The organism is Azospirillum agricola (assembly GCF_020005195.1).
GTDB classification, from domain to species: Bacteria; Pseudomonadota; Alphaproteobacteria; order Azospirillales; family Azospirillaceae; genus Azospirillum; species Azospirillum agricola.
Window position 1 is genome coordinate 1,623,106 of the sequence record NZ_JAIFZR010000005.1, and the last position, 21,608, is coordinate 1,644,713.

The 21,608-nt window shown below is 70.4% G+C and carries 16 protein-coding genes; 8 read left to right on the forward strand and 8 right to left on the reverse strand.

Translation table 11 applies throughout. The features are described 5' to 3' along the window. Window positions 1-178 precede the first annotated feature (178 nt). The 4 genes from rnr to fsa form a co-directional block, all read right to left on the reverse strand. Complete coding sequence (gene rnr / locus JN22_RS22745; protein WP_085556073.1) at window positions 179-2,365, reverse strand: ribonuclease R; 2,187 nt, start codon at window positions 2,363-2,365, stop codon at window positions 179-181. Window positions 2,366-2,459: 94 nt separating this feature from the next. Beyond that, the gene (locus JN22_RS22750) at window positions 2,460-3,410 is read right to left on the reverse strand and encodes a tyrosine recombinase XerC (RefSeq protein WP_085556074.1); all 951 of its coding nucleotides are present in this window, start codon (window positions 3,408-3,410) and stop codon (window positions 2,460-2,462) included. A 24-nt stretch (window positions 3,411-3,434) separates the two neighbouring features. Then, on the reverse strand, window positions 3,435-4,148 hold the full coding sequence (locus JN22_RS22755; RefSeq protein ID WP_085556075.1) for a DUF484 family protein: 714 nt from the start codon (window positions 4,146-4,148) through the stop codon (window positions 3,435-3,437). Between the two features lie 17 nt (window positions 4,149-4,165). Then, a complete protein-coding gene (fsa, locus tag JN22_RS22760; protein WP_085557304.1) occupies window positions 4,166-4,822 on the reverse strand; it encodes a fructose-6-phosphate aldolase in 657 nt (218 codons plus the stop codon). Window positions 4,823-4,926: 104 nt separating this feature from the next. Between fsa and JN22_RS22765 the strand changes: the two genes are divergently transcribed. Further along, window positions 4,927-7,182, forward strand: a complete 2,256-nt coding sequence (locus JN22_RS22765; RefSeq protein WP_085556076.1) for a primosomal protein N' — start codon at window positions 4,927-4,929, stop codon at window positions 7,180-7,182. A gap of 151 nt (window positions 7,183-7,333) precedes the next feature. After that, window positions 7,334-7,837, forward strand: a complete 504-nt coding sequence (locus JN22_RS22770) for a cache domain-containing protein (RefSeq protein ID WP_085556077.1) — start codon at window positions 7,334-7,336, stop codon at window positions 7,835-7,837. A gap of 90 nt (window positions 7,838-7,927) precedes the next feature. On the opposite strand, the gene JN22_RS22775 is transcribed toward JN22_RS22770, so the two are convergent. Beyond that, complete coding sequence (locus JN22_RS22775; RefSeq protein WP_085556078.1) at window positions 7,928-8,272, reverse strand: hypothetical protein; 345 nt, start codon at window positions 8,270-8,272, stop codon at window positions 7,928-7,930. 352 nt (window positions 8,273-8,624) lie between these two features. Here JN22_RS22775 and JN22_RS22780 point away from each other — a divergent pair, with 352 nt between their 5' ends. The 6 genes from JN22_RS22780 (at window position 8,625) to JN22_RS22805 (ending at window position 14,695) form a co-directional block, all read left to right on the forward strand. After that, window positions 8,625-9,194, forward strand: a complete 570-nt coding sequence (locus JN22_RS22780; protein WP_085556079.1) for a F0F1 ATP synthase subunit delta — start codon at window positions 8,625-8,627, stop codon at window positions 9,192-9,194. Then, window positions 9,194-10,723, forward strand: coding sequence for a F0F1 ATP synthase subunit alpha (gene atpA / locus JN22_RS22785; RefSeq protein WP_085556080.1), 1,530 nt, complete (start codon window positions 9,194-9,196; stop codon window positions 10,721-10,723). The genes JN22_RS22780 and atpA overlap by 1 nt, the downstream gene beginning before the upstream one ends. An 85-nt stretch (window positions 10,724-10,808) precedes the next feature. Next, a complete protein-coding gene (locus JN22_RS22790; RefSeq protein ID WP_085556081.1) occupies window positions 10,809-11,702 on the forward strand; it encodes a F0F1 ATP synthase subunit gamma in 894 nt (297 codons plus the stop codon). Window positions 11,703-11,775: 73 nt separating this feature from the next. Next, a complete protein-coding gene (gene atpD, locus JN22_RS22795; RefSeq protein ID WP_085556082.1) occupies window positions 11,776-13,194 on the forward strand; it encodes a F0F1 ATP synthase subunit beta in 1,419 nt (472 codons plus the stop codon). 87 nt (window positions 13,195-13,281) lie between these two features. Continuing rightward, window positions 13,282-13,701 carry a F0F1 ATP synthase subunit epsilon gene (locus JN22_RS22800; protein WP_085556083.1) on the forward strand — a complete coding sequence of 140 codons (420 nt, stop codon included), beginning with the start codon at window positions 13,282-13,284 and terminating at the stop codon, window positions 13,699-13,701. A gap of 169 nt (window positions 13,702-13,870) precedes the next feature. After that, window positions 13,871-14,695: a ferritin-like domain-containing protein gene (locus tag JN22_RS22805; RefSeq protein WP_085556084.1), complete on the forward strand. Its 825-nt coding sequence runs from the start codon at window positions 13,871-13,873 to the stop codon at window positions 14,693-14,695. 24 nt (window positions 14,696-14,719) lie between these two features. On the opposite strand, the gene JN22_RS22810 is transcribed toward JN22_RS22805, so the two are convergent. The 3 genes from JN22_RS22810 to JN22_RS22820 are packed head-to-tail and all read right to left on the reverse strand — an operon-like array spanning window position 14,720 to window position 21,431. Next, the gene (locus tag JN22_RS22810; protein ID WP_085556085.1) at window positions 14,720-16,123 is read right to left on the reverse strand and encodes a DUF1329 domain-containing protein; all 1,404 of its coding nucleotides are present in this window, start codon (window positions 16,121-16,123) and stop codon (window positions 14,720-14,722) included. Next, window positions 16,120-19,059 carry a hybrid sensor histidine kinase/response regulator gene (locus tag JN22_RS22815; protein WP_085556086.1) on the reverse strand — a complete coding sequence of 980 codons (2,940 nt, stop codon included), beginning with the start codon at window positions 19,057-19,059 and terminating at the stop codon, window positions 16,120-16,122. The genes JN22_RS22810 and JN22_RS22815 overlap by 4 nt, the downstream gene beginning before the upstream one ends. Then, complete coding sequence (locus JN22_RS22820; RefSeq protein ID WP_085556087.1) at window positions 19,056-21,431, reverse strand: PAS domain-containing sensor histidine kinase; 2,376 nt, start codon at window positions 21,429-21,431, stop codon at window positions 19,056-19,058. The genes JN22_RS22815 and JN22_RS22820 overlap by 4 nt, the downstream gene beginning before the upstream one ends. Between the last annotated feature and the right edge of the window lie 177 nt (window positions 21,432-21,608).

Sequence of the window (21,608 nt, forward strand, 5' to 3'; positions counted from 1 at the left end):
ATCCCGATCCCGGATGGGTAAGAGATAGCACCATCGTTCGTGGCCGAAGCGGGACAAAATTGAGAGTCCCAACACAATCTTGCGAATTCCATGCCAGTGTGGCGTCAAGGCCACGCTTGCCTGACCGACTCGCTGAAACGCCACGCTTTCGCTGGTGAGCGGAAGCGTGGCTTGACGGTCACACCTGGGGATCGGCCCCGGAGTCGGCGAGCCGGAAGAGGGTGCTGCCGGTCAGCGGATCGGCCTCGGTCAGCACCACCGCCACCGGCGCGCCGAGGCGGTAGGCGCGGCCGCCGCGCTCGCCGACCAGCGCGTGCCTCGCCTCGTCATGCTCGTAGCGGTCGTCGGGCAGGGTGCTGGCCGGGACCAACCCGTCGGCGCCGCTCTCGTCGAGCCGCACGAACAGGCCGAAGCGCGTCACCCCGGCGATGCGGCCGGTGAAGCGATCGCCCACCCGGTCGGCGAGATGGGCGGCGGTGAAGCGGTCCACCGCGTCGCGTTCCGCCGCCGCCGCCCGCCGTTCGGTGGTGGAGATGTGGTCGCCGATCTCCTCCAGCCGTCCCAGCGTCCCGTCGTCGAGCCCACCGACGCCGAGGTTGAGGCTGCGGATCAGCGCGCGGTGGACGATCAGATCGGCGTAGCGGCGGATCGGCGAGGTGAAATGCGCGTAGCGCCGCAGGGCGAGGCCGAAATGCCCGATGTTCTCCGGGCTGTAGACGGCCTGTGCCTGGGCGCGCAGCACGACCTCGCTGACCAGCGGGGCCTCGGGCGTGCCCTCCACCTTGCGCAGGATGCGGGTGAAATGGTCGGGCGTCAGCTCCTGCCGCTTGGGCAGCGCGAGGCCGAGGCTGGTCAGGAACCCGCGCAGGGATTCCATCTTCTCCATCGCCGGCTGGTCGTGGACGCGGTAGAGGCCGGGCATGGTCCGCGTCTCCAGCGTCTCGGCGGCGGCGACGTTGGCGGCGATCATGAACTCCTCGATCAGCCGGTGGCTGTCGAGCCGCTCGCGCACGGCGATGCCGAGGACCCGGCCGCGCTCGTCGACCCGTACGCGCCGTTCCGGCAGATCGAGCTCCAGCGTGCCGCGCCGCGCGCGCGCCTGCCACAGCCGGGCGTACGCGCCGTAGAGCGGGGCGATCACCGGTTCGGCGAGCGGGCCGGTGTCGTCGTCCGGCCGCCCGTCCCGGCAGGCCTGGACCTGTTCGTAGGTCAGCCGGGCGGCGGAGCGCATCAGCCCGCGCACCAGCCGGTGCCGGATCAGCGCACCGTTGCGGTCGAGCCACAGATGGAAGGCGAGGCAGGCGCGGTCCTCGCCCGGCCGCAGGGAGCACAGCCCGTTCGACAGCGCCTCCGGCAGCATCGGCACGACGCGGTCGGGGAAATAGACCGAGTTGCCGCGCTCATAGGCGGCGCGGTCGAGCGCCGAGCCGGGGCGGACGTAGTAGGAAACGTCGGCGATGGCGACCAGCAGGTGCCAGCCGCCGGCATTGGCCGGGTCGGGGTCGGCCTCCGCCCACACCGCGTCGTCGAAATCGCGGGCGTCGGAGCCGTCGATGGTGACCAGCGGGATGGCGCGCAGATCCTCGCGCTGCCCGAGCGGCGGCACGGCGGCCAGTTCGGCCTCGCGCAGGGCGGCGTGGGGGAAGCCGGTCGGCAGGCCGTGGCTGTGGATGGCGATCAGGCTGAAGGCGCGCGGCTCGGCGGTGGAGCCGAAACGCTCGGTGACGCGGGCCTGCGGCAGGCCGAGCCGTCCGGCCGGCAGGATGTCGGCGAGCACGAGGTCGCCGTCCTCGGCCTCGCCCCGGTTGGGCGGCAGGACGACGAACTCGGTGCGGTTGCGGCGGTCGGTCGGCAGGATGCGCCCGCCGTCGGGCGCCGGCCGGTAGACGCCGAGGATGCGGCCGTCGGTTCCGGCGTCCACCCGGCGGACGATGCGGCCCTCGTAGAGCCGGTCGTTGATGCGGGCCAGCTTGGCGAGCAGCCTGTCGCCGACGGCCAGGGCGGGAAGGCCGGGGCGGTCGCCCTTGCGCCCACCCTTGGACTCCGGCAGCAGGAAGATGCGCGGCGGCGCGCCCTCGCCGGTCCAGGTCAGCGGGCGGGCCTGGAGCTCGCCGTCGGGGTCGATGCCGGACACCTCCAGGACGGCGATCTCGGGCAGCGACTGGGGTGGGGCCATGCGCTTGTTGCGGCCGCGCTCGACGGTGCCGCCGGCCTCCAGGTCGCGCAGCAGCTCCTTCAGCCGCTCGCGGTCGGCGGAGCCGGACAGTTTGAAGGCGCGGGCGATTTCCCGCTTGCCGACCGGCACCGTGCTGGAGCGGATGAAGGCGAGGACGGCGTCCTTGGTGGGAAAGCGGGAGTCGGTCAAGGGAGGGCGCCGTTCGGGAAGGGGAGGGCGGATAGGTAAGCCCTGGCTCGGGGAAATCCAACCATTCCCCGCGCGATCGCCCGCTCGTCCAGCGTCACGTCTTCCGCGCCCGTGGATGGGCGGAGCGGTAGACGCTCATCAGCTGCTCGCTCTCGACGTCGGTGTAGCGCTGGGTCGTGGAGAGCGAGGCGTGGCCCAGCAGATCCTGGATCGCCCGGAGGTCGCCGCCGCCGGCCAGCAGATGAGTGGCGAAGCTGTGGCGCAGGGCGTGCGGGGTGGCGCTGTCCGGCAGGTCCATCAGCCCGCGCAGGCGCTGCATCTGGTGTTGGGCGATGCCGGGGCTCAGCCGTTTGCCGCGCACGCCGACGAACAGCGGCCCGTCCGGCGCCAGCGTGAAGGGGCAGAGGTCGAGATAGGCGCGCACCGCCTCGTTGACCGCCGGCAGCACCGGGATCATGCGCTCCTTGCGGCCCTTGCCGGTGACGCGCAGCGTGTCGCCCAGCGGCGCCTCCTTGCGCGCCAGCCCCAGCGCCTCCGAGATGCGCAGGCCGCAGCCGTAGAGCAGGGTGAACAGGGCGCGGTCGCGCTTGCCGACCCATGGCTCCTCGCGGTCCTGCTCGGCCTCGCCCAGGAAACGGTCGGCGTCGATCTCGGTCAGCGGGCGGGGGGCCGGACGCAGCACCTTGGGCGTCGTGAGGGTGCCGACGGCCGGGTTGTGCAGGCGCCCGCTGCGGTCCAGCCAGCGGAACAGGTTGCGCACGGCGGCGAGCTTGCGCGCCCGGCTCGCCCCGACCAGCCCGGCCATGGCGAGGCGCGACAGCCACGCGCGGAAGTCGCCGGCCTTCAGGTCGCCGAGATCGTTGAGCGAGGGCGTGGCGCCGCCGCGGTATTCGGTGAGGAACTGGAGAAACTCGGCGACGTCGCCGATGTAGGCCGACAGGGTGTGGCGCGAGACGATGCGCTCGCTCTCCATCCAGCGGCGCCAGTGCTCCAGCGCCTCCTGCGCGTCGGGCTTCGCGGCGAAGCCGAGGCTTGGTCCGGTCATCGGGGTGTGGTCATCCGCGTTCGCTCACGCCGGCAGTTCCAGCCAGCCGCGGATGACCCGCTCGACCACGCGGGCGAGGAAGCCGACCAGCTCGGTGCCCTGGCCGCCGTGGAAGGTGTCGGGCTCGCGGCTGCCGAAGGCCAGCATCCCCTCGGGCGTCTCGCTCGACACATGGATGCGGATCAGCGCCTCCGAGCGCACCAGACCGGCACCGGGGCCGTAGAGTTCGGGATCGCCCTGGATGTCCTTGTTGAGCACCACGTCGGCGCGGCCCAGCCGCTCGGCGATGGCGCCCGGCTCGACCACGCGCACGCCGGACGTGTGGACGTGCGGGATGTCGGCCCCGTTCGATTCGACGACCAGACAGGCGACGTCGAGGTCGAGCAGGACCGCCAGATCGGTGGTGATGGTCTGAATCAGCTGCTCGAAGCTCTGGGCGTCGAGCAGGAACAGCACGGCGGCGTGGATGCGGTTCTGGCTGTTCAGGTTGGCGCGGCTGGTGGCGATCAGCTCGCGCTGCTCGGCCTTCAGGCGCCGCACCTCGCCGCGCAGCCGCTCGACCATGAAGGCCTGGAGGTCCACCACCCCGCGCCCGCGGTCGAGCGACGGCGGGGTCAGGTGGTGGACCAGATCGGCGTTCTGGACCAGGAAATCCGGGTGGTCCCGCAGATAGGCGCAGACATCCTCGGCGGAGAGGGTGTGCGTCGGTCGTTGGGTGTGGCCCGGCTCCCGGCCCATGGCGCGTCGGCCCGCCCTTAGAGGATCGACTGGCCGGTCTTCTTCCAGTCGTCGACGAACTGGGCGAGGCCCTTGTCGGTCAGCGGGTGGTTGAAGAGCTGCTTGAGCACCGACGCCGGGGCGGTCACCACATGGGCGCCCAGGCGGGCGGCCTTGACGATGTGCATCGGGTTGCGGATCGAGGCAACCAGCACCTCGGTCTTGAACTGTTCGTAGTTGCTGTAGATCTCGCAGATGTCGGTGATGATGCCCATGCCGTCCTGGCCGATGTCGTCCAGCCGGCCGACGAAGGGCGACACGAAGGTGGCGCCGGCCTTGGCGGCGAGGATGGCCTGCGCCGGGGAGAAGCACAGCGTGACGTTGACCATCGTCCCTTCCGACGACAGGATCTTGCAGACCTTGAGCCCGGCCGGGGTCAGCGGCACCTTCACCGCGACGCGGTGCGAGATCTTGGCGATCTTGTGGCCTTCGGCCAGCATGGTCTCGAAATCGGTCGAGGCCACCTCGGCGCTGACCGGGCCGTTCACCACCTCGCAGATCTCGGCGACGAGGTCGAGGAACTTGCGGCCGCTCTTGGCGATCAGGGTGGGGTTGGTGGTAACACCGTCCAGCAGACCGGAATCGGCCAGATCGCGGATTTCGGCGATGTCGGCGGTGTCGACGAAGAACTTCATGACGAAGGGTCCATGCTTGCAGAAGATGACCGGGACCGGCCGCACCGGCACCTTACCGACGCGCCGCCCCGCCCGGTGTCCGGGACATGAGGTCACTGTAGCCGATGCGTGAGCCTTCCGCCAGTTCCGGCCCCAGCGGCCAGGGTGATCTTCTGGGGCCGGTGCCGCGCGTCGCCGTGCTGCTGCCGCTGCCGCTGCGCGAGCCCTATGACTACCGCGTGCCCGACGGCATGATTCTCAACCCCGGCGACGTGGTCGAGGTGCCGCTGGGACCCCGCCGCGTCGTCGGCGTCGTCTGGGGACCGGGGAGCGGGCAGGTCGAGAGCGGGCGCTTAAAGGCCGTCGTCCGCCGCTTCGACGTGCCGGCGATGACGGATGTCGCCCGCCGCTTCGTCGAGTGGGTTGCCGCCTACACCATGACGCTGCCCGGCTTCGTGCTGCGCATGGCGATGAGCGTGCCCTCGGCGCTGGAGCCGCCCAGGCCGATGCTGGCCTACACCCGCAAGCCCGGCGCCGAGCCGCCGCCCGGCTTCAAGATGACCGACCCGCGCAGGCGCGTGCTGGCCCTGCTGGAAGACACATCGGTGGGCGACACGCTGGCCGGCGGTCCGCCGCGCACGCCGGCCGAACTGGCCGAGGAAGCCGGTTGCGGCGTCACCGTGGTGCGCGGGCTGGCCGAGGCCGGGCTGCTGGAGCCGGTGATGCTGAACCCGACGACCATCGGCCGCCAGCCCGACTGGCTGCGCCCCGGCCCGGCTTTGTCGGCCACCCAGCAGGCCGCCGCCGACGATCTGCGGACCCGCGTCGAGGCCGGCGGCTATTCGACCGTGCTGCTCGACGGCGTCACCGGGTCGGGCAAGACCGAGGTCTATTACGAGGCGATCGCCGCCGCGCTGAAGCAGGGCAGGCAGGCGCTGGTCCTGCTGCCGGAGATCGCGCTGTCGGCCCAATGGCTCGACCGCTTCGCCCGCCGTTTCGGCGCGCCGCCGGCCGAATGGCACTCCGAGCTGACCGGCGCCCAGCGCCGCGACACCTGGCGCGCCGTCGCCAAGGGCGAGGTGCCGGTGGTGGTCGGCGCCCGCTCCGCCCTGTTCCTGCCCTACCCCGACCTCGGCGTCATCGTCGTCGACGAGGAACACGACTCGGCCTACAAGCAGGAGGAGGGGGCCATCTACCACGCCCGCGACATGGCGGTGGCGCGGGCCCATCTCGGCGGGTTGCCGATCGTGCTGGTCTCGGCCACCCCGTCGCTGGAGACCAAGGTCAACGCCGACAGCCGGCGCTACGCCCGCATCGAGCTGCCGGGCCGTCACGGCGGCGCCGTGCTCCCGGACATCGAGCTGGTCGACCTGCGGCGCGACCGCCCGCCGGCCCGCCACTGGCTGGCGCCGAGCCTGACCAGGGCGCTGACCGAGACGCTGGCCGGCGGCGAGCAGGCGATGCTGTTCCTGAACCGGCGCGGCTACGCCCCGCTGACGCTGTGCCGCGCCTGCGGCCACCGCATGCAGTGTCCGAACTGCACGGCCTGGCTGGTCGAGCACCGGCTCGCGCGCAAGCTCCAGTGCCACCATTGCGGCTTGCAGCAGCCGCTGCCGCACGCCTGCCCGGAATGCGGCGAGGAGGGCACCATGGCGGCCTGCGGGCCGGGGGTGGAGCGCATCGCCGAGGAGGTGGCCGAACTCTTTCCCGAGGCCCGCGCCGCCATCATGGCGTCGGACACGCTGTTCGGCCCGCGCGCCATCCAGGAGATGGTGCGCAAGGTCGGGGATCATGAACTCGACATCATCATCGGCACCCAGGTGATGGCCAAGGGCCACCATTTCCCGATGCTGACCCTGGTGGGCGTGGTGGATGCCGACCTGGGCCTGAACGGCGGCGACCTGCGGGCGGCCGAGCGGACCTACCAGCTCCTGCATCAGGTGGCGGGCCGGGCCGGGCGCGGCGAGCGGCCGGGGCGGGTCATGCTGCAAACCTTCATGCCCGAGCATCCGGTGATGCAGGCGTTGGCCGCCGGCGACCGCGACGGCTTCTACCAACTGGAGGCGGAGATGCGGCTGGAGGCCGGGATGCCGCCCTTCGGCCGGCTGGCGGCGCTGATCGTGTCCGGCGAGGATCCGACGCTGGTCGAGCGGGTGGCGATGGCGCTCGGCCGCGCCGCGCCGCGCAGCGAGACGGTGCATGTGCTGGGGCCGGCCCCGGCACCGCTGGCGCTGCTGCGCGGCCGCCACCGCCGCCGTCTGCTGCTGAAGGCGCCGCGCAGCACCCCGGTGCAGCCCCTGATTGCGGAATGGCTGGAGCGCGTTGAAATTCCACCCGCGGTCCGCGTACAGATCGATGTCGATCCCTACAGCTTCCTGTAAGACCCGAAACAAAACAGGGAGAAGACCCGCGGCGGGCAGCGTCGGCGTCACGGCATGGCACCTGTGACGATTGGTCCATTGCCATGGGCCTCGTCATGGTATTACCACGGTCCGGTCCTTTTTCGGCTCCGTCCTCTACCCGAGATCACTCATGCACAGGCTGAGCGGCCGCCTCCACCGCCACACCCTGCTGACGGTTCTTCCGGTTCTTCTTCTGCTGCTGGTCATCGCGCTGGCCGCCGGGGCGCCCGCCCGCACGCGCGGCACCGACGCCGAGGCCGGGGCGATGATGGACCGGGCGGAGCAGTTCCTGCGCCGCCATGGCGCGGCCGCCGCCGTCGGCGCCTTCGCCGATCGCGAGGGGGTCTTCATCGACCGCGACCTCTACCCGATGTTGCTGGACCGCGAGGGGGTGATGGTGGCGCACGGCTGGACGCCGGCGCTGATCGGGTCGAGCCTGCTCGACCTGCGCGACGTGGACGGCAAGCTGTTCATGAAGGAGGCGCTGGAGGGTGTCGAGCGGCAGGGCAGGGCCGACGTCACCTATCAATGGCTCGATCCGCTGTCGGGCCAGATCACCCGCAAGACGCTGCACGCGCGCCGCCTGGAGCTGGGCGGCGAACCCTACGCGCTGGCGGTCGGCGTCTACCGCTGAGCCGCCGGTCCCCAACGGGCCCCGGAGATTGGGGGCGCCGAAACAGGGGCCGCAAAACAGAGTCGGCGAAACAGGGGCAGCAAAACAGGGTCAGCGCGCCGCCGGCTTGTCGGACGGGCGGGGGCGCCAGATCGCCAGGCACTCGGCGGCGCTGCCGCCGGCGCCGATGCCGTACCAGCCGGAACGGTCGTGGAAGGACAGGCTGTAGCGCCCCTCGCCGTCGCGCTCGAACCGGAACACCGGCTTGTCGACCTCCGGCAGCAGCACCAGCAGCCGGTCGTGCCCGCGCCCCGACTCGCGGACGACGCCGACCCAGCGGCCGTCCCGCAGCTTGGGTTCGGCGATGGATTCGAAGGTGGCGAGATCGTCCGGCGTGAAGCGGGCCCGCGAGAAGGCGATGACGGTGGCGGTGCTGGCGGCGGCGGTGGCGGTCATGGTGGAGGGCCTTTCGTTTCGGTGTCCCGAAATGAGGCGAACCGAAGAAGCGGCTCTGAAACAAGCGGTGCGGCGACCTTGCGCCCGAATGGTTAATTGCCGCTTAAGTTGAGTCCGCGTGACCTCGGAGGTCACAGCCGGTCCGACCACTGGACCGGATTCACCGGTGGCCCGACCGAAGATTCCGCAACCGCTCAAAACGCCGCAGTCAAATTGTCCAGACTCCGTTGCGCGGTGGCGGATCCTGTGATATTGGACCGCTCGCTTTCGCGGCCGGGGTGTTTGTGCCTCGGGTTGACACCCTCTAGGGCCGCCGAATTCACCGTCTACCGAACTCAATTCGAGGGATCAGGTGGCATCCGAAGGAACAGGCGTTTCCGAACTCGCCGCGCGCTACTCCACCGCGCTGTTCGAGCTTGCGGACGAAAACCAGGCGTTGGACACGGTCGCGAGCGATCTGTCCACGCTGAAGCAGATCCTGGCCGAGAGCGCTGACCTGCGTCGCCTCGTCCGCAGCCCCGTGATCAGCCGTGCCGACCAGGCCCGCGCGATGGCCGCTGTCCTGGACAGCGCCGGCCTGTCCGATCTGACCAAGCGCTTCATCGGGCTGGTGGCGGCGAACCGCCGCCTCTTCGCGATCGACGGCATGATCGAGGGCTTCCTGGCCGAGCTGGCCCGGCGCCGCGGCGAGGTGACCGCCCAGGTCACCTCGGCCCAGCCGCTGAGCGACGCCCAGCACGCGGCCGTGGTCGACGCGCTGAAGGCGTCCATCGGTTCCAAGGTGCTGGTGAACACCTCCGTCGATCCCGAGCTGATCGGCGGCATGATCGTCAAGTTCGGCTCGCGCATGGTCGATACCTCGGTGCGCACGAAGCTGAACAAGTTGCAACTCGCCATGAAGGCCTCAGGGGGGTCAGTCTGATGGATATCCGCGCCGCAGAAATCTCTGCGATCCTCAAGCAGCAGATCGCGAATTTCGGTACCGAGGCGGATGTCGCCGAAGTCGGTCAGGTTCTGTCGGTGGGCGACGGCGTCGCCCGCGTGCACGGCCTGGACAACGTGCGCGCCGGCGAGATGGTCGAGTTCCCCGGTGGCCTGCAGGGCATGGCGCTGAACCTCGAGACCGACAATGTCGGCATCGTGATCTTCGGCGACGACCGCGGCATCAAGGAAGGCGACACCGTCAAGCGCACCGGCACCATCGTCGACGTCCCCGTCGGCAAGGGCCTGCTGGGCCGCGTCGTGGACGGTCTGGGCAACCCGATCGACGGCAAGGGCCCGCTGGTCGACGTGACCCGCACCCGCGTGGAAGTGAAGGCCCCCGGCATCATCCCGCGCAAGTCGGTGCACGAGCCGATGCAGACCGGCCTGAAGGCCGTCGACAGCCTGGTTCCGATCGGGCGCGGCCAGCGCGAGCTGATCATCGGTGACCGCCAGACCGGCAAGACCGCCGTCGTCATCGACACCTTCCTGAACCAGAAGCCGATCAACCAGGGCGACGACGAGAGCAAGAAGCTCTACTGCATCTACGTCGCCATCGGCCAGAAGCGCTCCACCGTCGCCCAGATCGTCAAGACCCTGGAAGACGCCGGCGCCATGGAATACTCCATCGTCGTCGCCGCCACGGCCTCGGAACCGGCCCCGCTCCAGTTCCTGGCGCCCTACACCGGCTGCACGATGGGCGAGTATTTCCGCGACAACGGCATGCACGCCCTGATCGTGTACGATGACCTGTCCAAGCAGGCCGTCGCCTACCGCCAGATGTCGCTGCTGCTCCGCCGTCCGCCCGGCCGCGAAGCCTACCCCGGTGACGTGTTCTACCTCCACTCGCGCCTGCTCGAGCGCGCCGCCAAGATGGGCGACGCCCACGGCAACGGCTCGCTGACCGCCCTGCCGGTCATCGAGACGCAGGCCGGCGACGTGTCGGCCTACATCCCGACCAACGTGATCTCGATCACCGACGGCCAGATCTTCCTGGAAACCGGCCTGTTCTACCGCGGCATCCGTCCGGCCATCAACGTCGGCCTGTCGGTGTCCCGCGTCGGCTCCGCCGCCCAGATCAAGGCGATGAAGCAGGTCGCCGGCACCATCAAGATGGAACTCGCGCAGTACCGCGAGATGGCCGCCTTCGCGCAGTTCGCGTCCGACCTCGACGCCTCGACCCAGCGCCTGCTGGCCCGTGGCGCCCGTCTGACCGAGCTGCTGAAGCAGGGCCAGTTCCAGCCGCTGCCCGTCGAGGAGCAGGTCGTCTCGATCTTCTCCGGCGTGAAGGGCTACCTGGACGCGATCAAGGTCGAGGACGTCAACCGCTTCGAGGCGAAGTTCCTGTCGGAAATCCGCGCCAAGGGCGCTGACATCCTGGCGGCGATCCGCACCGACAAGCAGATCACGTCGGCGACCGAGGAAAAGCTGAAGGCCTTCCTCGACAGCTTCTCCAAGGTCTTCGTCTGATCCGACGAGCAACAGGGGGCGGGCAACCGCCCCCCGCTGTCACGAACGGTCACGGAACGACCCCGAGCGGAATTGAAGGGCCGGCATGCCTAACCTCAAGGACCTAAAAAACCGGATCGCGAGCGTCCAGTCGACGCGCAAGATCACCTCGGCCATGAAGATGGTCGCGGCCTCCAAGCTGCGCCGCGCGCAGGAGCAGGCGGAAGCCGGCGGTCCCTACGCGGAGCGTATGGGCCGGATGCTGGCCTCGCTGGCCTCCAACGTGCAGGACAGCGGCAACGGGCCGAAGCTGATGACCGGAACGGGCGCCGACAAGGTGCACCTGCTGGTCGTCGTCAGCTCCGATCGCGGTCTGTGCGGCGCCTTCAACGGCTCCATCGTCCGCGAGGCCAAGCGCCAGATCGCCCGCCTCCAGGGCGAGGGCAAGACCGTGAAGCTGCTGACCGTCGGCCGCAAGGGCCGCGACCAGCTGCGCCGCGAGTACGCCTCGCTGATCGTCGAGAGCTACGAGGATGTCGGCCGCCGCCGGCTGTCCTTCAGCGACGCCGACATGGTGGCGAAGAAGGTGCTGGCGATGTTCGACGCCGGCGAGTTCGACGTCTGCTCGGTCGTCTTCAACAAGTTCAAGTCGGCGATCTCGCAGATCGTGACCGTCCAGCAGCTGATCCCCTTCGCGGTTCCGGTCGCGGCCGACGCCGCTCCCGCCGCGACGGAGGAAGCCAAGCCGGTCTACGAGTTCGAGCCGGACGAGGAGCAGATCCTCGCCGAACTGCTGCCGCGCAACCTGTCGATCCAGATCTACCGCGCGCTCCTGGAGAGCGCGGCGTCCGAACAGGGCGCCCGGATGACTGCGATGGACAACGCGACGCGCAACGCCGGCGACATGATCAACAAGCTGACGATCACCTACAACCGGACGCGCCAGGCCTACATCACCAAGGAGCTGATCGAGATCATCTCCGGTGCCGAGGCCCTGTAAAGGCAGCGACGAGAACGCAATCGGCCGGCGACGGCACACCGACACTTACCGAGTTCCTAGGGAGCTTTACTCCATGGCCACCACCAATTCCGTCGGCAAGATCACGCAGGTTACGGGCGCCGTCGTCGACGTGCAGTTCGACGGCGACCTGCCGTCGATCCTGAACGCGCTGCACACCCAGAACGACGGCAAGACCCTCGTCCTGGAAGTGGCGCAGCACCTGGGCGAGAGCACGGTCCGCACCATCGCCATGGACAGCACCGACGGGCTGGTGCGCGGCTCGGAAGTCGTGGACACCGGCAACCCGATCGCCGTGCCGGTCGGCCCTGAGACGCTCGGCCGCATCATCAACGTCATCGGCGAGCCGATCGACGAGCGTGGCGCCGTCAACGCCGCCCGCACCCTGCCGATCCACCGCTCGGCCCCGGACTTCGTCGACCAGTCGACCGACGCCGAAGTGCTGATCACCGGCATCAAGGTCATCGACCTGCTCGCTCCCTACGCCAAGGGCGGCAAGATCGGCCTGTTCGGCGGCGCCGGCGTCGGCAAGACCGTGACCATCATGGAGCTGATCAACAACGTCGCGAAGGCGCACGGCGGCGTGTCGGTGTTCGCCGGCGTCGGTGAGCGCACCCGTGAGGGCAACGATCTCTACCACGAGATGATCGAGTCGGGCGTCATCAAGCTCGACGGTCCGGGTTCCAAGGTGGCGCTGGTGTACGGCCAGATGAACGAGCCGCCGGGCGCCCGCGCCCGCGTCGCGCTGAGCGGCCTGACCCTGGCGGAGTATTTCCGCGACGAGGAAGGCCAGGACGTGCTGTTCTTCGTGGACAACATCTTCCGCTTCACGCAGGCCGGTTCGGAAGTGTCGGCTCTGCTCGGCCGCATCCCGTCGGCGGTGGGCTACCAGCCGACGCTGGGCACCGACATGGGCGCGCTCCAGGAGCGCATCACCTCGACGAAGAAGGGTTCGATCACCTCGGTGCAGGCCATCTACGTGCCCGCCGACGATCTGACCGACCCGGCCCCGGCCGCCTCCTTCGCCCACCTCGACGCCACCACGGTGCTGTCGCGCTCGATCGCCGAAATGGCCATCTTCCCGGCCGTGGACCCGCTCGACTCGACCAGCCGCATCCTCGACCCGCGCGTCGTCGGTGACGAGCACTATTCGGTCGCCCGTTCGGTCCAGAAGGTTCTGCAGACCTACAAGTCGCTGCAGGACATCATCGCCATCCTGGGCATGGACGAGCTGTCGGAAGAGGACAAGCTGGTCGTCGCCCGCGCCCGCAAGATCCAGCGCTTCCTGTCGCAGCCCTTCCACGTCGCCGAGGTGTTCACCGGCACGCCGGGCGTGCTGGTCAGCCTGGAAGACACCATCAAGGGCTTCAAGGGCATCGTGAACGGCGACTACGACCATCTGCCGGAAGCCGCCTTCTACATGGTCGGCACCATCGACGAGGCGATCGCCAAGGCCAAGAAGCTGGCGGCCTGATCGGCCTCCGACCTTCGCTGACGCATGGTTCACCCTCTCCCCTCGCAAGAGGGGAGAGGGTTCTTACGAAGAGGCACCAGGAAACCCATGGCCGATAAAGTCGAATTCGAGCTGGTCTCGCCGGAAAAGCTGCTGAAGTCGCTGCCGGTGGACATGGTCGTGGTGCCGGGTACGGAAGGCGATTTCGGCGTGCTCGCCGGGCATGCGCCGCTGATCTCGACCGTGCGTCCGGGCGTCATCGACGTCTATGAGGGCGAGCGGATCGTGGACCGTGTCTTCGTCGCCGGCGGTTTCGCCGAGGTGACCGAGACGCGCTGCACCGTCCTGGCCGAGGAGGCGGTGGCGCTCTCCGATCTCGACCGCGTGTCGGTCGAGAAGACGATCAAGGATCTTTCCGAGGATCTGGACGACTCCAAGTCCGACGCCGAGCGGGCCGCGGTCGAGGCGAAGCTCGCCGTCGCGCGCGCCAAGCTGGAGGCGCTGGGGGCGTCGGCCGCCGCTCACTGAGCGTACGGCACACATCTCGTTGGTTCGACGGGCGGTTCGGTCATCCGAACCGCCCGTTTCCGTTGCAACGCGGTGAACATTCCTTACATTCAGACGTTGGGCGCGGGCGGCGACGTCGGCGCTTCGACGAGGCTTTCGCCGCGACGGCGCGGCACAACAGAGGCGGACCATGGCCCGAACCCACTGGCGGATCGACGACCTTCCCTGGGACCAGTTCGATCGCAGCAAGATCGATCCGGACATCATCCCGCTGATCAAGGCCGCGGCGCTGGTGGAGTTCAACGCCCACGACTACACCGCCTATCTCTGCAACGTGTTCCACGATGACGCCGAGTTCAAGGCCGTCGCCCAGGATTGGGCGGTGGAGGAGGTCCAGCACGGCCAGGCGCTCGGCCGCTGGGCGGAGCTGGTCGATCCGGAGTTCCAATTCGAGGAGGCGGTCGCCCGCTTCCGCGCCGGCTACAAGGTGCCGATCGACCTGGAGGACTCCGTGCGCGGCTCGCGCAGCGGCGAGATGATCGCCCGCTGCATCGTCGAGACCGGCACCAGTTCCTACTACACCGCCATCGGCGATTCCACCGACGAGCCGGTGCTGAAGGAGATCTGCCGGCGCATCGCCGCCGACGAGCTGCGTCATTTCAAGCTCTTCTACACCTACACCAAGAAGTATCTGGAGCTGGAAGGGCTCAACAGGTTCCAGCGCCTGAAGGTGGCGCTGTCGCGCATCGGCGAATCCGAGGACGACGAGCTGGCCTACGCCTACTACGCGGCCAACGCGCCGGCCGACAGCGTCTACGACCACAAGCGCTACAACGCCGCCTATTCGCGGCGCGCCTACGGCCGCTTCCGGCCCAAGCACATCGACCGCGCCGTCGCCATGGTGTTCAAGGCCTGCGGGCTGACTCCGCACAGCCGCCTGTGCAGCGTCGCCTCGCGCGGCGCCTGGTGGCTGATGGACCGCCGCACCAAGCGGCTGATCGCGCAAGGCGCCTGATCGGGCGCGCCGCCGGCCGGGGCGTCAGCCCCGGCGCCCGCGGCGGACCAGCGACTCCGGGGTGAATTCCTCCGGTTTCAGCGGCTTGTCGAAGATAGGCGGGCGTTGCAGATTGTCGATGCCGCGCGCGACGTAGCGGTCCGTCGTCAAGTCATGGACGAACTCGACCGCCGGCAGGAAGGCCGGCGCCTGCCAATGGGCGACGTTGTGCGCCTCGGCGTAGCGCAGCAGCTCGCCCTTGCCGTTGTAATGCTCGGCCATGACGATCTGCCAGGAATCCTCGTCCAGGTAATAGGTGCGGTCGGGCAGGGCGTGCTGGAAGTTCGGCTTCAGCCGGGCGTCGACGATCCACACCCGGTGCAGCTCGTAACGCAGGAACTGCGGGTTCGGGTGGCCGTACCATACGAATTCCGACGGGGCGAGGCCGGCCGTGTTCAGGCGGTAGGCGTTGTAGGGAACGTACATCTCGCGCCGCGACACCAGCGTGAAGTCGAAGCGGTCGAGCGGACCGCTGAACATGTCGAGCATGTCGGCGGTGGCGATGCCGTCGGTCGCCGGATCCGGCGTGTCGTAGAGGAAATCGGGCGCCGGCACGACGCGTCCCCGCTCCCCCTGGCGGAACCAGGCACGAAAGCCCGACTGGATCGGGTTCAGGGTCGCCTGGGCCAGCAGCACGCTGCCTTCCTGCTCCTTGGGCAGCAGGGTGGTGCGGCGGTAGAGCAGGGGACGGCCGCTCTCCTCGCCGGCCGCGTAGGGAAAGGCGACATCCTCGCGGTACAGGCGGCTGTCCAGAGCGCCGGTGGCGCTGGGCAGGATCGTCTGGCCGGTGCGGGTGAGCGACGTGCCGCGCCAGCGCAGAAGATGGTTCCACATCGCCTGCACGCCGTTGGCCGGGATGGGGAAGGGCACGCCGACACGGGCGCCGGTCAGCACCAGCCCGTTGTTGCCGAGCGCGGCGCGGCCGGCGTTCTCCAGGCTGGCGTCGTAGACCGCCTGCGGGGCTGCGGCGCTGCGGCGGCAGGGGAAGACCGGCACCTCGAAGCTGTCGGGATGCTTCGCCAGCAGGGTCTGGAGCCCGGCCGACAGACGGATCTTGTAGCGTTCGACGTCGTTGGGGCCGACGGTGAACCAGCGCCCGTCCTCGATGTAGGGGTTGGGCGAAGGGCGGCCGGGGACATAGCCCCTCGGGGCCCTGGTCAGCCCGCCGGTCCAGGCGGGGATGGCGCGGGTGCGGTTGCCGGCGCGGATGGCGCCGAAGGGGGTCAGCTCCTCGCCGAGCTTCGGCAGGGGGCGCGCCTCGGTCGGTGCCGTCACCGCCTCCTGCGCGCCCGCCACGGTGGCGGCGGTGGTGGTGGCGGCGGTCGTGGCGATCGTTCCCAGCGCCAGGGCCAGCGCCTCGCGGCGGGTGAGGGGGTGGCGGCCGCTCATGCGCCCGCCACGAAGCGTTCGACGGCGGCGAAGGCCGCCCGCAGCGCGGTCGCCCGCTCGGCGAGGTGAAGCCAGGAGGTATCGTCCGCCGCCGCGCGTTCCAGCGCCAGCGCGGCGGCGGCGAGCGGCTCGGCCCCGGCGTTGCGCGCGGAGCCGCGCAGATTGTGGGCGCAGGCCCGCACGGCCTCCCGGTCGCCGGCCGACACGGCATGGTCGAGATCGGTGAGGATTTTCCGGCTGATCGACACGAAATCGTTCAGCAGTTCGGCGACCATCCCGTCGTCTCCGCCGCACAGGGCGCGCAGACCGGCGCGTTCGACAGGCGGCGTCTGGACCTCCACCGGAGCGGTCGGAGTCGGCGTGGGGGGGAGCCAGCGCGCCAGGGCCGCCGCCAGTTGCGGAAGGTCGAGGGGTTTGCTCAGCACGTCGTCCATCCCGGCGGCGTGGTAGCCGGCGATGTCGTCCGGCCCGGCGTTGGCGGTGACGGCGACGATCGGCAGCCGGGCCAGGCCCTCCGCCAATTCGCCGGCCCGGATGCGGCGGGTCAGCTCGACCCCGTCGGTTTCCGGCATCTGCACGTCGGTCAGCAGCAGGCCGTAACGGCGCGGCCCCCGCCACGCGGCCAGCGCGGCGGCACCGCCGTTCGCCATCTCCGCCGCGTAGCCCAGCGCGTGCAGCTGCATCAGCAGCACCTTGCGGTTCACCGCGTTGTCCTCGGCCACCAGGATCAGGCGGCCCTGCGCCAGGGCGTCCTCCGGATCCGGCGCTTCGGGAGCGGGCGGGACGCCCGGCCGCGCCGCCTCCGGGGCGGGCACGGGCTGGGGGAGGAGCGGGGAGGATTCGTCCGCGGCGGCGAGGCGCCCGGCGGCGGCGGCCACGGCGCGCAGCAGGGGCAGGCGCCGCAGCGGCCGGCCGAGCGGTATCACGCCGTGCGCGCACCGCTCGCCGCCGGACCCTTGCAGCAGCAGGATGACGGGCGGTCGCCGTTCGCCGCTGCGGCGGCCCAGCTCCTCGGGCGCGCAGGCGGCGGCGGGGACGTGCAGCGCCTCGTCCACCGCCACGACGTCGGCGGCGTGGCCGGCCTCGCGGGCGAGGCGGGCCTGGGCGGCCAGATCGGACGGCGAGGCGGCGCCCAGCACGCGGGCGCCGGCGGCCTCCAGATAGCAGGACAGGAAGCTGCGTTCCGTGTCGTCGGGCACCCCCAGCAGCACGGTCAGACCGTCCAGCCCGACGGCGGAACCGGCCTCGGCCTGGGGCTGGGCGTCGCCGTCCGGCGTGCCGGCGGAATCGGCGCGGTCGAGCGACAGGCCGAGCCAGAAGGTCGAGCCGACGCCGGGGACGCTCTCCACCCCGATCTCGCCGCCCATCAGCGCGGCCAGCCGCCGGCTGATCGACAGGCCGAGCCCGGTCCCGCCGAAGCGCCGGGCGGTCGAGCTTTCCGCCTGGGTGAAGGGCTGGAACAGCCGGCGCCGCACCGACTCCGGAATGCCAATGCCGGTGTCGGTCACCTCGATCCGCAACGCCGTCGCCGGCCCGCTTCCGGACCCGGCGGCCAGGGAGGCGCGCATGACGATGCGGCCCGTCTCGGTGAACTTGATGGCGTTGCCGCCGAGATTGAACAGGATCTGCCGCAGCCGCACCGGATCGCCCAGCAGGGTCGGCGGAATCGCCGGGTCGATGTAGGTCAGAAGCGGCAGCCCCTTGGCGCGGGCCGACGGCGCCAGCGTCTCCGCGACCCCCTCGATCAGGGCGGGGATGGAGACGGGCACCCGCTCGACGTCCATCTTGCCGGCCTCGATCTTCGAGAAGTCGAGGATGTCGTCGATGATCCGCAGCAGCGAGATCGCCGATTCCCGCATCGTCGCCACGGTGTCGCGCTGGTGGGCGTCCAGCCCGCTGCGCTCCAGCATGCCCAGCATGCCCAGCACCCCGTTCATCGGCGTGCGGATCTCGTGGCTCATGGTGGCGAGGAAGGCGGACTTGGCCTTGGTCGCCTGCTCGGCCTGTTCCCTCGCCTCCTCCATCCGCTGTTCGGCCAGCTTGCGGCCGGTGATGTCGTAGATCCAGGCGAGATAAACCCCGCGCCCCTCGACCATGGCCGGATCGACCGACAGCAGGGCCCAGAAGGTCGAGCCGTCGGCGCGCCGCAAGGTCACCTCGGCGTCGCGGATCGGACGGTGCTGGAGCAGCGCGCGCAGCTCCGGACGGTTGTCCGCCGGGGCGAACAGCGCGCCGATGGGCGAACCGGCGAGCCGCTCCCTGGGAATGCCGAGCAGCGTGACCAGCCGCTGGTTGGCCAGCACGACGGTGCCGTCCTCGTCATAGGCGCAGACGCCGACGGGGCTCGCCTCCAGCATGGCGTTGACCTGCTCGCGGCTCTCGCGCAGCTCGCGGGTGCGCTGGGCGACGCGGGTCTCGATCGACTGGATCTGGTCGAAGGCGCGCAGCGCGGCGATGACGGCGGTGAACAGGCTTTCCGCCGACAGGTCGGCCTTGGGCTTGTAGTCGTTGATGTCGTACTCGACGATCACGTCGCGCTGCGGCGCCTGCCCCGGCTGGCCGGTGCGCAGGATGATGCGGACGTCGCGGTTGCCGAGTTCGTTGCGGATCCAGCGCACCAGCCGCAGGCCGGCCTCGTCGTCCCCCATCACCACGTCGAGCAGGATCACCGCGACGTCGCGCCGGCTTTGCAGGGCGCGCCGGGCGTCGGCCGCGCTGAAACAGCCGACGAGGTCGAGCCGCCGCCCCTGGAAGACGACGTCGGCGAGCAGCAGCCCGGTCATCGCGTGGACGTCGGCCTCGTCGTCCACCACCAGGATGGTCCAGGGGGGAGGTTCGGCGTCGGCCGGAAGGGCCCCGCCGGTTCCCGAATCCTCCGCAGCGAACAGGATGTCGTCGTCGTCGCAGGGGGGTTCAGCGAGCGCACCCGTGCTCATGCCGCCTCGGTCTCCACGCGTCTGGCTCCCCCGCCGGGGCCGGGGCTGGCGCCCGCCGTCTTGGGAATGCGAAGCGTGAACGTAGTGCCGTCGCCGGGCGCGCTGTCAACCGAGATCCGTCCGCCCAGCGTCTGCGTCACCAGATTGAAGACGATGTGCAGGCCGAGCCCGCTGCCGCCGGCCCCCCGCCGCGTGGTGAAGAAGGGTTCGAAGATCCGGGGCTGGTGATCGGCCGGGATGCCGGCGCCGTCGTCGGTGAAGCGGATGACCACCTCGCCCTCCGGCCGCTCCTCGGCGTCGATCACCATGTGGCCGGCCGCCACCAGACCGGTGGCGTCGGGGGGGAAGGCGTGGGTCAGCGCGTTCATCACCAGATTGGTGACAACCTGGCTCAGCGCGCCGGGAAAGCTGTCCAGCACGATGCCGGGGGAGCAGGCGATGGCGATGCGGTGCGGCCCCCTGCGCAGGGCGGGGCCGAGGGAGGTCACCACCTCCTCCAGATAGGCCAGCAGTTCGAAGCGGCGGCGCTCCTGGCTGGTCTGGTCGATGGCGACGCGCTTGAAGCTCTGGATCAGCTCGGCCGCGCGGGTCAGGTTCTGCTGGATCAGGCGGGTGGATTCGCCGGCGGTCGCCACATAGGCGGCGAGGTCGGACTTCTTCATCGTTCCGCCGGCGAAGGCGTCGGACAGCGCGCGGGTCCGGGCGGACAGGTGGGTGGAGCAGCCGAAGGCGATGCCGACCGGGGTGTTGATCTCGTGGGCGACGCCGGCCACCAGCAGCGCCAGCGAGGCCATCTTCTCCGCCTGCACCAGGCTGGCCTGGGTTTCCTTCAGGTCGGCGTAGGCGGCCTCCAGCGCCTGCATGGCGTGGAAGATCTCCTCGGCGGAGCGCGCCTCGACCGTCACGTCGGTGAAGGTGCGGACGAAGCCGCCCTCCGGCAGCGGGTTGGTGCGCACCTCGACGATGCGGCCGTCGGGGCGGCGGCGCTTGAAGGTGAAGGGCTGGTCCAGAAGGCCGCGCAGGCCGGCGCCATCCTCGGAGACGAGGTGGAGATCGGGGTCGTCGCCCATCGCGTCGAACGCGCCGCGGGTGCGTTGGAGGGCGACGATGTCGGGAAAGGCGGGGCCGGGAAGGCCGGGACCGCCGGCCAGCGCTTCCGGCGGGACGTCGAGGAGTTCGGCGGCGCGGCGGTTGGACATCACCACCCGCAGGTCGTGGTCGACCTTGATGATCCCCTGGTCGGTGTTGTCCAGCGTGACCTGGAGGATGTTGCGCTCGCGCGCCAGATCCAGCTCGGCCTGGATCCGCTCGGTCACGTCGGACATGGTGCCGGTCAGGCGCAGGGCGGCCCCGCCCGCGTCGCGCTGGGCGGTGGCGCGGTCCTCGATCCAGGCCCATCGGCCGTCGCGCCGCCGCATCCGGTAGATGGCGGTGTAGGCCATCGCCTTGTCGCGCACGCGGCGCCGGGATTCGGCGACGATGCCGGCCGCCTCGTCCGGGTGCAGCAGCGATTCCCAGGTCGCGGCGGTCATCGCCAGCTCGTCGGGGCCGTAGCCGAGCAGGGCGGGGAACTCCTTCGACCACCAGTATTGCGTGCTGCGCAGATCGTAGTCCCAGACCGACGAGCGGGTCGCGGTGATCGCCAGGGCGAGCCGCTGCTCGCTCTGGCGCAGGGCCGCCGCCTCCGCGTCGAGCCGGGCCAGCATGCCGTTGTAGGCCAGGATCACCCGGCCCATCTCGTCCGCTGCCGCCCAGTCGACCGGCCGGCGGCCGTGCCCGCGCTCGGAATCGAGGATCGAATCGACCAGCCGGCGCAGCGGCAGGCCGATGGTCAGGCGCAGGGCGGCCAGCGCCGCCGCGATGGTCCCGGCCAGCATCAGCAGCAGCAGGAAGGCGGTGTTCGCCACCTCCTGCCGCAGCTGCTCGCGGATGGGGGCCTGCGTGTAGTGCAAGGCCAGCGTGCCGACCGGGGAGCCCAGCGCCATGACGGTCCGGCGCTCGACCTCGCCGGTCCGCCCGGCGTCGGAGCAGGCGGGGCCGGACCAGGCGAACAGGCCGTCGGGCTGGTTGTCGCCGACCTCGACGCAGACCAGCTCGCGGTTGGCGGCGATGGACTGCATGACGTTGTGGATGGCGGTGACATCGTATGACCAGAGGTTGTGCGACAGCGCCGCCGCGTTGACGTCGGCGATGGTGGCGACCTTATCGCGCAGCGCGTCGCGCAGATCCTGGTAGCGGTTGTGGAAGAAGATCGCCGAGAAGCCCGAGACCGCGAGGACCAGGCTGGGGACCAGGATCATCAGGAACTTGGCCGACACCGTCGGCACCCGGCGCCACGCGCGCGCCACACTGTCGATGCCTTGGCTGCTCATGCCCTGCCGGTCCGGACGCTGGCTTGGAGAATGCCGTCGCCGGCACGGAGAGCGGGTGCCTCCGGGGGGAAGTTCTACCCTGTTCCGGCCGGCATCGTCCATCCCGCCGGGGGAAACCCGCCGGCCGGCGGCGACGGCGCTTGAGAAGCCCGCGCCGCTTGCACTACTGTGCATAGG